16 protein-coding genes are annotated in these 12,030 nt (G+C 66.3%); 12 read left to right on the top strand and 4 right to left on the bottom strand.

The genetic code is table 11. The annotated features are described in order from the left end of the window. Positions 1-137: 137 nt before the first annotated feature. The 6 genes from GST15_RS06020 (at position 138) to GST15_RS05995 (ending at position 5,151) form a co-directional block, all read left to right on the top strand. Positions 138-1,034: a lytic transglycosylase domain-containing protein gene (locus GST15_RS06020; RefSeq protein WP_159016298.1), complete on the top strand. Its 897-nt coding sequence runs from the start codon at positions 138-140 to the stop codon at positions 1,032-1,034. A gap of 154 nt (positions 1,035-1,188) precedes the next feature. Beyond that, positions 1,189-1,839 carry a ubiquinol-cytochrome c reductase iron-sulfur subunit gene (gene petA, locus GST15_RS06015; protein WP_159016297.1) on the top strand — a complete coding sequence of 217 codons (651 nt, stop codon included), beginning with the start codon at positions 1,189-1,191 and terminating at the stop codon, positions 1,837-1,839. Between the two features lie 3 nt (positions 1,840-1,842). After that, positions 1,843-3,114, top strand: coding sequence for a cytochrome b (locus tag GST15_RS06010; protein WP_159016296.1), 1,272 nt, complete (start codon positions 1,843-1,845; stop codon positions 3,112-3,114). After that, a complete protein-coding gene (locus tag GST15_RS06005) occupies positions 3,107-3,868 on the top strand; it encodes a cytochrome c1 (RefSeq protein WP_159016295.1) in 762 nt (253 codons plus the stop codon). The genes GST15_RS06010 and GST15_RS06005 overlap by 8 nt, the downstream gene beginning before the upstream one ends. Before the next feature lie 178 nt (positions 3,869-4,046). Beyond that, a complete protein-coding gene (locus GST15_RS06000) occupies positions 4,047-4,682 on the top strand; it encodes a glutathione S-transferase N-terminal domain-containing protein (protein ID WP_159016294.1) in 636 nt (211 codons plus the stop codon). A 34-nt stretch (positions 4,683-4,716) separates the two neighbouring features. Then, on the top strand, positions 4,717-5,151 hold the full coding sequence (locus tag GST15_RS05995) for a ClpXP protease specificity-enhancing factor (RefSeq protein WP_159016293.1): 435 nt from the start codon (positions 4,717-4,719) through the stop codon (positions 5,149-5,151). 31 nt (positions 5,152-5,182) lie between these two features. Here the strand turns inward: GST15_RS05995 and GST15_RS05990 are convergent, their stop codons facing one another. Then, positions 5,183-5,509 carry a DUF3301 domain-containing protein gene (locus tag GST15_RS05990; protein ID WP_159016292.1) on the bottom strand — a complete coding sequence of 109 codons (327 nt, stop codon included), beginning with the start codon at positions 5,507-5,509 and terminating at the stop codon, positions 5,183-5,185. 105 nt (positions 5,510-5,614) lie between these two features. On the opposite strand from GST15_RS05990, the gene GST15_RS05985 reads away from it, so the two are divergent. Beyond that, a complete protein-coding gene (locus GST15_RS05985; RefSeq protein WP_159016291.1) occupies positions 5,615-6,394 on the top strand; it encodes an FHA domain-containing protein in 780 nt (259 codons plus the stop codon). A gap of 77 nt (positions 6,395-6,471) precedes the next feature. Here GST15_RS05985 and nadC read toward each other — a convergent pair whose 3' ends face one another. Both nadC and GST15_RS05975 read right to left on the bottom strand, forming a co-directional pair. After that, positions 6,472-7,353 carry a carboxylating nicotinate-nucleotide diphosphorylase gene (gene nadC / locus GST15_RS05980; RefSeq protein ID WP_425482210.1) on the bottom strand — a complete coding sequence of 294 codons (882 nt, stop codon included), beginning with the start codon at positions 7,351-7,353 and terminating at the stop codon, positions 6,472-6,474. 2 nt (positions 7,354-7,355) lie between these two features. Continuing rightward, a complete protein-coding gene (locus tag GST15_RS05975) occupies positions 7,356-7,625 on the bottom strand; it encodes a Trm112 family protein (RefSeq protein ID WP_159016290.1) in 270 nt (89 codons plus the stop codon). 59 nt (positions 7,626-7,684) lie between these two features. On the opposite strand from GST15_RS05975, the gene purE reads away from it, so the two are divergent. Then, positions 7,685-8,209 (top strand): 5-(carboxyamino)imidazole ribonucleotide mutase, encoded by a 525-nt coding sequence (gene purE / locus GST15_RS05970; protein WP_159016289.1) that lies wholly within the window; start codon positions 7,685-7,687, stop codon positions 8,207-8,209. A gap of 34 nt (positions 8,210-8,243) precedes the next feature. Continuing rightward, a complete protein-coding gene (locus GST15_RS05965) occupies positions 8,244-9,386 on the top strand; it encodes a 5-(carboxyamino)imidazole ribonucleotide synthase (RefSeq protein ID WP_159016482.1) in 1,143 nt (380 codons plus the stop codon). 196 nt (positions 9,387-9,582) lie between these two features. Here the strand turns inward: GST15_RS05965 and GST15_RS05960 are convergent, their stop codons facing one another. Continuing rightward, positions 9,583-10,161, bottom strand: a complete 579-nt coding sequence (locus tag GST15_RS05960; protein WP_159016288.1) for a superoxide dismutase — start codon at positions 10,159-10,161, stop codon at positions 9,583-9,585. 182 nt (positions 10,162-10,343) lie between these two features. Between GST15_RS05960 and grxD the strand changes: the two genes are divergently transcribed. The 3 genes from grxD to GST15_RS05945 are packed head-to-tail and all read left to right on the top strand — an operon-like array spanning position 10,344 to position 12,015. Further along, positions 10,344-10,664, top strand: coding sequence for a Grx4 family monothiol glutaredoxin (grxD, locus tag GST15_RS05955; RefSeq protein ID WP_159016287.1), 321 nt, complete (start codon positions 10,344-10,346; stop codon positions 10,662-10,664). Then, positions 10,661-11,416, top strand: coding sequence for an SDR family NAD(P)-dependent oxidoreductase (locus tag GST15_RS05950; protein WP_199268716.1), 756 nt, complete (start codon positions 10,661-10,663; stop codon positions 11,414-11,416). Before grxD ends, GST15_RS05950 begins: the two co-directional genes overlap by 4 nt. Further along, complete coding sequence (locus tag GST15_RS05945; protein WP_159016286.1) at positions 11,413-12,015, top strand: MarC family protein; 603 nt, start codon at positions 11,413-11,415, stop codon at positions 12,013-12,015. Before GST15_RS05950 ends, GST15_RS05945 begins: the two co-directional genes overlap by 4 nt. Positions 12,016-12,030 lie beyond the last annotated feature (15 nt).

Genomic DNA, 12,030 nt, shown 5'->3' with positions numbered 1-12,030 from the left:
ATGGATCCGGGAGGGCGGTGGGGAGTCCGCGCCGGGCGCGCAGTGTATCCGGCCGTCGCCGGCCGGATGTCCGTGAACGTGACCTTCATACAGATCAAGTACTTGTCAAGGTCGAACCCCGGCGGTAACGTCGCCGCATGAACGGGGGCCGGGTGATCCTGACGTTGATCTGCCTGCTGGCGGCGGCCCCTGCCGTTGCCGGCACCGTCTACCGTTGCGACAGTGGCGACGGGGTCCGCAGCTATTCCAGCCGACGGATCGCCGGTGCCAGCTGTGCGGTCGTGAGCAGTTACCGGACGCAGGCCTACCAGCCGCCGCCCGCGACGCCCCGGGTTCCTTCGGCCCCGTCGGGCAGCGTCATGACGGCAAATGGAACGACAGCCGGCATCACCCGCGACGCATTGCCGGCGGCGGACAGCGCCCCCAGGCGTCCCCGATTCCTGCGCATGGGCGCCTCGACGACGTTTTCCTATGTCGATGCACGCGGCGTGCGCAATTTCAGCAACCGCCGGCCGCGTGGCGTGGCCAACGTGACGGTCAGCCGGGTCGAATATCCGATCTTCGAGATGGAGACCTGCTTCGCCTGCGCGGCGGCGCCGCAGGTGAACTTCTCCAGCATCCGCCTGAACACGGATGCCTACCGGACCGAAATCGCCGCCGCATCGCGGGATTACGGCGTCGAGGAAGCGGTCGTGCGCGCCATCATCCACGCCGAGTCCGCCTTCCGCCCCAACGCGCTGTCGCGTGTCGGTGCCCAGGGGCTGATGCAGTTGATGCCAGCCACCGCGCGCCGGTTCGGGGTCGGCAACCCCTTCGACGCCGGGCAGAACATTCGTGGCGGGGTGCAGTACCTGGCTTTCCTGCTGAAGCGCTTCAATGGCGACCTGGCCCTGGCCGCCGCCGGCTACAACGCGGGCGAGGGGGCCGTCGACAAGTACAAGGGAGTGCCGCCCTACAGTGAGACCCGACGCTACGTCCAGCGGGTGGGCCTGCTGGCCCAGCGCTACCGGGGCAGCAGCTTCGCCGCGCGCTGAGGCGGGGTCCGTATGCCCGGATCGACTCGTCGGCGCGGAAACGTTGTCGGTCGATTCAGCCTTCCGTTACACTTCCCCGTCTTTGCGGTGTCGGTTCCTGCGCAAGCGCGGTACCGGCAACCTGCCTGACTATTGAATTCTTGCGGAGTGCCTGATGGGCAATGATGCGGTCGAAGAGCGCCTGGAGGATCAGCCGATCAACCAGGGCCGGCGGCGGTTCCTGACTGCGACCACCGCCGTGGTGGGAGCGGTGGGGGTTGGTTTCGTCGCGGTTCCGTTCATCAAGTCCTGGAACCCGAGCGCGAAGGCCAAGCTGGCCGGCGCGCCGGTGAAGCAGGACATCAGCGCCTTGCAGGACGGCATGCGCATCGTCCTGGAGTGGCGCGGCCAGCCGATCTGGATCGTCAAGCGCACCAAGCAGATGCTCGACATCCTGCCGACCCTGGACTCGCGCCTGCGCGATCCCAAGTCGACGAATGCCGACCAGCAGCCGGCCTACGTGCTCAAGGGCGACTACCACTATCGCTCGATCAAGCCGGAAATCTCCGTGCTTGTCGGCATCTGCACCCACCTGGGCTGTTCGCCCGAGATGGTGGCCGAAATCAAGCCCGAGCCGTTCGATCCGGACTGGAAGGGTGGCTATTTCTGCCCCTGCCATAAATCGCGCTACGACATGGCCGGTCGCGTGTACGACGGCGTCCCGGCGCCGTTCAACCTGGCGGTGCCGCCGCACAACTATGAAAGCGACACGATGATCGTCATCGGCCTCGATCCCGGGTCATCCACCAGCACGGGAGCTGCGTAAGCCATGGCGAATGTCATCACCCGTACCGCCGGCAACGTGATGGATTGGGTCAACGCGCGCGCGCCGGGCATGATGCCCATGTATCGCAAGCACATGACCGAGTACTACGCGCCGAAGAACTTCAACATCTGGTACTACTTCGGCTCGCTCGCGATGCTGGTGCTGGTCAACCAGATCGTCACCGGCATCTTCCTGACGATGCACTTCAAGCCGGCCGCCGACCAGGCGTTCGCGTCCGTCGAATACATCATGCGCGACGTGGAGTGGGGCTGGCTGATCCGCTACATGCACACGACCGGCGCCTCGCTGTTCTTCATCGTCGTGTACCTGCACATGTTCCGCGGCCTGCTGTACGGCAGCTACCAGAAGCCACGCGAGCTGGTCTGGCTGCTCGGCATGGTCATCTACCTGGTGCTGATGGCCGAAGCCTTCATGGGCTACGTGCTGCCGTGGGGACAGATGTCCTTCTGGGGCGCGAAGGTGATCATTTCGCTCTTCGGCGCCATTCCCTACATCGGGCAGGGCCTGACCGAATGGATCATGGGTGACTACCTGCCCGCGGATGCGACGCTGGGTCGTTTCTTCGCGCTGCACGTGATCGCGCTGCCGCTGGTCCTGCTGCTGCTGGTCGTGCTGCACTTGGGCGCCCTGCACGAAGTCGGGTCCAACAATCCCGATGGCGTCGACATCAAGAAGGGGCCCAAGGGCAACCGCTGGTCGCCGACCGCCCCGACCGATGGCATTCCCTTCCATCCGTACTACACGGTCAAGGACCTCGTCGGCGTCGGCTTCTTCCTGATGCTGGCGGCCTTCATCATCTTCTTCGCGCCGACGTTCGGCGGCGTGTTCCTGGAGCCGGACAACTTCACCGCGGCCAACCCGCTGGTGACGCCGACCCACATCAAGCCGGTCTGGTATTTCACCCCCTACTACGCGATGTTGCGCGTGGTCCCGTCGTTCTTCGCGATCAAGCTCTGGGGCGTGCTGGTGATGTTCGGCGCGATCGTGGTGCTGTTCCTGGTGCCATGGCTGGACAAGAGCCCGGTCAAGTCCTATCGCTACCGCGGCAAGCTGTCATGGCTGATGCTGGGCATGCTGGCGGTGTGCTTCGTATGGCTGGGCAAGATCGGCGGAGGCCCGGGCACCGATCCGGCCGAAGTGATCATTGGCCGGATCCTGACCTTCCTCTACTTCGTGTTCTTCATCACCATGCCGCTGTGGACCAAGCTCGACAAGACCAAGCCGGTGCCTGCCCGGGTGACGACGCATGACTAAGTCCGCCATCGCCAGGGCACTGCCCGCGCTGTTTGCCGCCGTGCTGCTCACCGGCACGCTGTTTGCCGCGCCGGCCTTCGCCGAGGAGGGTGCAGACCTTCCGCGCGCCGGCACCGACCTCTCGGATCGTGCCTCGCTGCAGCGCGGCGCCGCGTTGTTCATGAACTACTGCTCGGGCTGCCACTCGCTGCAGTACCTGCGCTACTCGCGCATGGCCAGTGACCTGGGCCTGACCGAAGAGCAGGTGCAGGACAACCTCAATTTCACCGGCAGCAAGGTCGGCGAGCACATGCAGGTCGCGCTCACCAAGGACGAGGGCCAGCAGTTCTTCGGCAAGGCGCCGCCGGACCTGAGCGTGATCGCGCGCGTGCGCGGCAGCGACTGGATCTACAACTACCTCAAGTCGTTCTACGTCGACGAAGCGCGTCCGGTCGGCTGGAACAACACGATCTTCCCCAATGCATCGATGCCCAACCCACTGTGGCAGCTGCAGGGCGTGCAGCATGCCCAGCTCGGCAAGCCCGATGCCGGCGGCGACCGCCCGGTGGAGAAGCTGTTGATTCCGCAGCCCGGCGAGCAGACGGCCGAACAATTCGACCAGACGGCTCGCGACATCGCCACTTTTCTCGAGTACGCGGGTGAACCGGCTGCAATCCAGCGCGAGAGTCTCGGCGTCTGGGTGATCCTGTTCCTGGCGTTCTTCACGTTCCTTGCCTGGTTGCTGAAGAAGGAATACTGGCGCGACGTGCACTGAGCGCCCGTCACTGGCCCGTGTGCGCCCATGATGGGTGCGCGCGGACCACGGGAACGGCTGTCCTGGACGGCTGATCCCGGATAAAGGGGGGCGTGCCCGGGAGACCGCGGCGACCGACTGCAAGGGGCAGCCGGCGTCAATGCGATTGGCGGATTACCAGTCGCTGGAGAGGCCGATGATGGCTACGAGCCCGCGCATGCGTAACGCACTGACCCTGTTCTCATCCGTCGACGATGTGTTGTGCCACCGCGTGCGGTTGGTACTGGCTGCGAAGGGTGTCACCTACGACCTGATTCCGGTCGATCCGCAGAACCCGCCCGAAGACCTGATCGACCTCAACCCTTACCATTCGGTACCGACCCTGGTCGAGCGCGAGCTCGTGCTGTATGCGGCGTCGGTGGTGAGCGAATACCTGGACGAGCGCTATCCGCACCCACCGTTGATGCCGGTCGATCCCCTGTCGCGCGCGCGATTGCGCCTGGCGATGCTGCGCATCGAGCACGATTGGGTTCCCCAGGTGCAGGCGATCCAGCTGGGCAACAAGCAGCAGGCCGAAGCCGCGCGCAAGCGCCTCAAGGAACTCCTGACCGCCGCGGTTCCCCTGTTCAAGGCGAGCAAGTTCTTCCTCAATCCCGAAATGAGCCTTGCCGATTGCGCCATGGCGCCGATCATCTGGCGCCTCGATGCGCTGGGCGTCGGCCTGCCGAAGGACGGGAAGTCGATCGAGGACTATGGCAACCGCATTTTCCGCAACCCCGGATTCGCCCGCAGCCTGACCCCGCAGGAGAAGAACCTGCGCCCGATGCCCGCGTGAGCAGCCCCCTGGTGCGGACAACCCGCAGAACGGCATGACCGACGACGCAGCGCAGATGACCAGCCACCGCCCGTACCTGTTGCGGGCGCTGTACGAGTGGATCTCCGACAACGACATGACGCCGCACCTGCTGGTCGATGCCGGACAGGCCGGCGTGCAGGTGCCTTCGCACACGGTCAAGGATGGCAAGGTCGTTCTCAATATCGCCGCCCGCGCGGTTGGGTCGCTCGAGCTTGGCAATGACGCGGTGCAGTTCACCGCGCGGTTTGGTGGGGTCAGCCATCCGGTTTACGTGCCGGTTTCCGCGATCCTGGCGATCTACGCGCGCGAGACCGGGCAGGGGATGGCCTTGCCGGAGGATTCCAGTGCCCAGGGCACCGATGGCGAGCCACCCACGCCGCCCTCCGATCCGGGCGGCAGCGAGCCCGCCCCGCCCAAGCGCGGTGGGCACCTGCGCATCGTCAAATAAGTGCGGGCCGGCCCAGGCCCGCCACGCCAGATCAATGCAGTGGCATGACGCCGGTTCCCCGCACCGGACCGCTGAAGCTCACCAGGCGCTCTCCCCGCAACACCAGTCGGCCGATGTGGCGGTCGTCGCCATCGTGCGAGTACTCGAAGCGGAAGCTGCGTTCGAATCCCAGCCGGCCATCGTCGCCACGGCGGAGCCGCAAGCCGCTGGCATGGACGCTCTCGTCCAGCCATTGCACTCCCGCCGCGCGGCAAGCGTCCCGTCCAACCTGGCCGGCACGCTCGGCCGCGGCACGGGAGGCGCTCCAGGCCACGAAGCCCAGGGACAGGCAAACCATGAGGATCAGCAAGGTCGGCATCCGACCAATGTGCAGCACGCAAACGTGACGGGCAAGCCGGGCGTTGCGCCGGCTTCACGCATACACTCCGATCCTCCCCCCTCCTGTCGAGCCAGGTGACCCCGCATGAAACTCGTCTTTCCAGGTGGTGAGCATCCCCAGGTGCTGCTCGGCCCCGGGATCAACCGGATCGGATCGGATCCGCAGGCCAACATCGTGCTCGACCGGCCAGGGGTGCGGCCGCAGCACTGCGAGCTGCATGTGACGTCACACGGCGTCACCTTGCACGTCCCGCCCGGGACGACGGTCAGCGTGAATGGCCGCGCGGTGGACGGCCTCATCGCCCTGCGTCCGGACGACAGCGTTGCCTTCGACCGCGTCCTCGCGCGCCTGTCCTCGATGGAGGGCGCGCCCATCCTGCGACACGGCGATGCGCTGCCGCTTCCCGCCAATGATGATCCCGGAGCCACTGCGGTCCGTCCGGTGCTGCCGAAGTTCGTGCTGCGCTGTGTATCCGGGCAGGGTTTCGGCCGTAGTTATCCGTTGATCGGTCCGACGGTCGTCGGCCGCGCGCCCGAATGCGTGCTGCGCCTGGACGAATCCGGGCTGTCGCGCCAGCACGCGCGCCTGGTCCCGACCAGCGACGGCGTCCAGGTCGAGGACCTGGGTTCGACCAATGGCAGCTTCGTGAACGGCAAGCGGGTCCAGCGCGGCTTTGCCGGGCCGGGCGACGAAATCGGATTCGATACCTTGCGCTTCAGGGTGACATCCCCCGGGCAGCAGGAGCCGCCGGTCTCCAGAAGTGCTCCAGGTGCCAGTGTCAAAGTCGGCTTGTCGCCGTGGTGGTGGGTTGGGCTGGCGGCTGCGGGGCTGGCCGCCATCTGGGTGGCCGCGTTGCTGCGCTGATTGCATCGGCGTGCTCGTCGAGAGACGGGCAGCCTGGGAGCAGCGGCCGGCAACATCGCCAGCCAGCAATCCGGGAATCAGTCGCGTGGGGGCGGTGGTCCCAGCTTCATCGACAGGTCGATGGCGTGCACATGCTTGGTCAGCGCCCCGATCGAGATGAAGTCCACGCCATCCTCGGCGATGGCGCGCAGGCCAGCGAGACCGACGCTGCCGGAAACCTCCAGCGGGATCTTCCGCAGGAATGGCGCCGACGACGCGATGCGCACAGCCTCGCGTCGCATCGCCGCATCGAAATCATCGATCAGCACGCGATCGCAACCCGCGTGCAATGCCTGTGCGAGTTCGCCGAGGTTTTCCACTTCGACGATCAGCGGCAGTCCCGGGTGCAGCGACCGCGCGGAGGCGATCGCAGCGGCGATGGAACCGGCCGCGCGTACGTGGTTTTCCTTGAGCATGACCGCATCGAACAGGCCCATGCGGTGGTTGCAGCCCCCACCGGCGCGCACGGCGTATTTCTGCGCCTGGCGCAATCCGGGGATGGTCTTGCGCGTGTCCAGGATGCGCGTTCCGGTGCCCGCCACCGCCGCGACATGGGCGGCAGTGGTGGTCGCCGTCCCGCTCAGCGTCTGCAGGAAGTTCAGCGCGGTGCGCTCGGCGCTCACCAGCGCACGCGATCGTCCCGCCAGTGTCGCCAGGACCGTCCCTGACGCGACCCGGTCGCCATCGCTGACGTTCCATCGGATGTCGACGTCGGGATCGAGGGCGCGATGGCAGGCATCGAACCAGGGCTGGCCGCAGACGACCGCATCTTCCTTGCACAGCAGGTAGGCGATGTCCGCCACATCGGGAAGCAGGGCGGCGGTGACGTCGCCGCCGCCGAGATCTTCGGCGAGTGCCGACTGGACATCGGCACGGATGATCTCCGGTCCGGGCGGATGCAATGACGCCAGGCCGGGCACGCTCACGCGGCTGGAAAATCCGGGATCTGGCCGAGCGCGATCGCTTCCTCGACAAGCAGCACCGGGATGCCATCCTCGATGCGATACGCCAGCTTGCGGTCGCGCGTCACCAATGCTTCCTTCACGCGCTCGTCCTGGACGGATCCATCGACGCGATGGACGCCACCGTCGGCGACGGCACGATTCAGCACGTCCAGTCCACGCGCCTCCAGCATCGCCAATGGCTGGCGGGTCGCGGGGCAAGCGAGGATTTCGAGCAGCTTGCGGTCCATGGCAATACCGGACTCGTGCGGGAGGCCGGTAGAATACGTCTTTGCGACGGGGGACGACCATGCCTGCCAACCAGACAAGCCCGGCGACGGCGCACACAACCCCGACCGTTGGCGTCGTGATGGGTTCTCGCTCGGACTGGGAGACGATGCAACACGCGGTCGCGATCCTGGAGAAGCTCGGCGTCGCGCATGAAGTCCGCGTCGTCTCCGCGCATCGCACGCCCGACGTCCTCTTCGAATACGCGGCGACAGCACATGGGCGCGGACTGCGCGCGATCATCGCCGGTGCAGGCGGCGCGGCGCATCTACCCGGCATGCTCGCGGCCAAGACCGCGGTCCCCGTGCTTGGCGTCCCGGTGCAAAGCAAGACGCTCGGCGGACTCGACTCGCTGCTGTCGATCGTGCAGATGCCCGCGGGTATCCCGGTGGCCACCTTCGCCATCGGAAACGCCGGCGCCGCCAACGCCGCGTTGTTCGCGGCCGCCATGCTCGCAGCACATGACGCGGGCATCGCACAGGCGCTTGCGGCCTATCGCGAACGACAGACCGCCGATGTCCGTGCCAATGACGATCCGCGCAACTGACGCGCATGGCACCGACGCAAGCGCAGGCGCGGCGATGACGACGGTCGGCATCCTAGGCGGCGGCCAGCTGGCACGCATGCTTGCGCTCTCCGGCGCGCCACTGGGATTGCGTTTCCTGGTCATGGATTCGGCCGCCGATGCCTGCGCCGGACAGTTCGCCCCGATGGTGGTGGGCGACTACCGCGATACAGCCGCGCTGGCGGAATTCGCATCGCGCATCGACGTCGCCACGTTCGATTTCGAGAACGTCCCGTCCGAATCGGCACAGTGGCTCAGCGAGCGCGTGCCGGTGTTCCCCAGCCCGCGTGCGCTGGCGACCGCGCAGGATCGCCTGGCGGAAAAAACATTGTTCGTCGAGTTGGGCATTCCGGTGCCGCCGTTCGCGGCCATCGCATCGCGCGAGGACCTCGATGCCGCGCTGGCCCGCATCGGCACGCCTGCGATCCTCAAGACCCGTCGCCTCGGCTACGACGGCAAGGGTCAGTTCCGCATCCGTTCCAGCGAGGATGCCGGGGCGGCGTGGACGGCGCTGGGCGCACAGGCGACGACGGTCGGATTGATCCTGGAAGGTTTCGTCGCCTTCCAGCGCGAGCTGTCCGTGGTGGCGATGCGCGGACGCGACGGCGAATTCCGCGCATGGCCGTTGACCGAGAACTGGCATGTCGACGGCGTGTTGTCGGCGAGCCTCGCGCCGGCGATGGCTGACGCGGCCTTGGTCGAGACCGCACATGGCCACGCGCGCAAGCTTGCCGATGCACTCGACTATGTCGGCGTCTTCGCGCTGGAGCTGTTCTGTCGCGATGGCGTCCTGCTCGCGAATGAGCTGGCGCCGCGCGTGCACAACTCCGGTCACTGGACGATCGAGGGCGCCGAGACATCGCAATTCGAGAACCACCTGCGCGCCGTGCTCGGACTCCCGTTGGGTGCGACGCGAGTGCTTGGCCATGCCTGCATGCTCAACTGGATCGGCAGCATGCCCGATGCGAATGCGGTCCTGCGCGAGGCAGGCGGTCATTGGCACGACTATGGAAAGGATCCCCGCAAGGGCCGCAAGGTCGGCCATGCGACGTTGCGCGCCGACAGCCCCGATCAGCTGGCGGAAGCATTACGCCGGGTAGGCGAGGCGTTGGGGCGCGGGGAGCAGGTTGCTCCGGTGATCGAGCGCTTGCGGGGCTGATTTTCGCCTTCGTATTGAATCTGGGGTTTGCTTCAACGCTTTCGCCAACGGCGAAAGCGTTCAAGCGCCGCAGGCAAGCATTTGCTCAAGCGAGCGCCGCCAACTGCGAAAGCATTGAAGCGCTGCCGGCATGACCACCCACAAAACAGAAACGGCCAGGTTTCCCCGGCCGTCCCAAAATCATGAAGCTTGCGCGTCAACGCATGTTCGACGCCGCAAACTCCCAATTGACCAGGTTCCAGAACGCCTCAACGTACTTCGGGCGCGCATTGCGATAGTCGATGTAATACGCGTGCTCCCACACATCGCAGGTCAGCAGCGCGGTGTCTTCGCCCGTGAGCGGGGTGACGGCGTTGGAGGTGCTGACCAGCGCAAGCGCGCCGTCCGGTCGCTGCACCAGCCAGGCCCAGCCCGATCCGAAGGTCTTGACCGCCAGGTCGCTGAACTGCTCCTTGAAGGCGTCGAAGCTGCCAAAGGCCTTGGTGATCGCATCGGCGAGCTTGCCGGAAGGCTCGCCGCTGGCGCCAGGCTTCAGACAGTTCCAATAGAAGCTGTGGTTCCAGACCTGGGCGGCGTTGTTGAACATCGCGCCCTGCGCCTTGCGGACGATGTCCTCCAGCGACATCGCCTCGAACGGCGTGCCGAGGATCATCTTGTTGAGGTTGTCCACATAGGCCTTGTGGTGCTTGCCATAGTGGTAATCGATTGTTTCGCCGGAGATATGCGGCTCCAGCGCGGTGCGTTCGAAGGGCAGGGGTGGCAGTTCGATGGCCATGGGCATTCCTTTTGCGAGGGTAGGTCGGGCGTCGCATCGGCCTGGGTCGCCGCTTGCGGGCGCGCAGGGGCAAGGCCGGAAGCAGCCGGGTCAGGACGAAGGCTTACAATGGCGATTCTAACCCCACGTCGCGTTACCGCCCCATCAAAGGTCGATGCGGCGATCACGCAGGAGAAATATCCATGCCAGTGCTGGAGCAGCTCAAGGCCGAGGTCGAAGGCCACCCGATCGTATTGTTCATGAAGGGGACACCGCAGTTCCCGATGTGCGGTTTTTCCAGTCGCACGATCCAGGCGCTGAAGGCCGCCGGCGCCACCGACCTGCACACGATCAACGTGCTCGAAGAACCGGAGGTCCGCGCCAACCTGCCGCGCTATTCCAACTGGCCCACGTTCCCGCAGTTGTTCATCAACGGGGAGCTCATTGGCGGTTGCGACATCACCATGGAGCTGTACGAGTCCGGTGAGCTGGCGCGCATGATCGCGGAGACGCAGAAGGCGTGAGCGCGGCGACGGCGGACACTGACGGCGACATCGCTGCGACGCCCCTGCACGGCCGCGTCGTGCTGGTCACTGGCGCCCACGGCGGCCTGGGCCAGGCGGCATCCGTCGCATGCGCGAAGGCGGGCGCGACCGTGGTCCTGCTCGGGCGCAAGGTGCCGCGCCTGAACCGGCTCCACGATCGCATCGCCAGCGATGGCGGCGAGGCCCTGCTCTATCCGCTGGACCTGGAAGGCGCGTCGCCCGACGACTACGCCGAGCTCGCCACGCGCGTGGAATCCGAACTCGGGCACCTGGATGGCGTGCTGCACTGCGCGGCGCAATTCCGCGGACTGACGCCGCTGCTGCACACCGATCCGGCGGCGTTCGCACGCGCGATCCACGTCAACCTCACCGCGCCCTGGTGGCTGACGCAGGCATGCCTGCCGTTGTTGGCGAAGTCGGCGGACGCGGCAGTCGTCTTCACGCGCAATGATCTTGCGCAGACGCGCCAGGCGTTCTGGGGCGGCTATGGCGTCGCCCAGCATGGGCTGGACGCGCTGGTCGCCATCCTGCACGCGGAGCTCGCCAACGGTCCGATCCGTGTCAGCGCGCTGCAACCGGGTCCGATGCGCACCGGCCTGCGCGCGATGGCCTATGTCGAGGAAGACGACTTGCTGGCGCGCGATCCGGCGCTGTATGCCGACGCCTGCGTCACCCTGTTGTCGGCAGCGGGAATCGACCGGCGCGGGCAGGTGTGGAACCTCACGCCATGACGATCGCCTCGGCGGCGTTGCTGCTGTTCCTCATCCTGGATCCGCTGGGCAACATCCCGGTATTCCTCGGACTGTTGCGGACGCTGCCTCCGCAACGCCAGCGCGTGGTGCTCGCCCGCGAGATGCTGATCGCGCTGGTGGTGCTGATGCTGTTCCTGTGGGGCGGTCGCTATGCGCTCGGCCTGATGCACCTGCGGCAGGAATCGGTCTCGATCGCCGGTGGCATCGTGTTGTTCCTGATCGGCCTGCGGATGATCTTCCCGCCGCCGGAAGGCCTGATGGGGGAGTTGCCCGAGGGCGAACCCTTCATCGTGCCGATGGCCATTCCGCTGATCGCCGGCCCATCGGGAATGGCGGCGGTCATGTTGATGGGCAGCCAGGAGCCCGACCGCATGGGCGCGTGGAGCCTGGCGCTGATGATCGCGTGGGTTGCGACCGCCGCCATCCTGTTCTCGTCGACCTACCTGTACAAATGGCTCGGTTCGCGGGTGCTCACCGCCATCGAGCGCCTGATGGGCATGGTGATCGTCGCCATTTCGGTGCAGATGCTGCTCGACGGCCTGATCACCTACCTGCGGCTTGCCCCGGCAGCGGCGTGATGGCGCAGACGCCGC

The organism is Cognatiluteimonas profundi, assembly GCF_009792795.1.
Lineage (GTDB): Bacteria > Pseudomonadota > Gammaproteobacteria > Xanthomonadales > Xanthomonadaceae > Cognatiluteimonas > Cognatiluteimonas profundi.
Note: the sequence above shows the minus strand (reverse complement) of the source record. Positions and strands in the feature narration are given on the sequence as shown.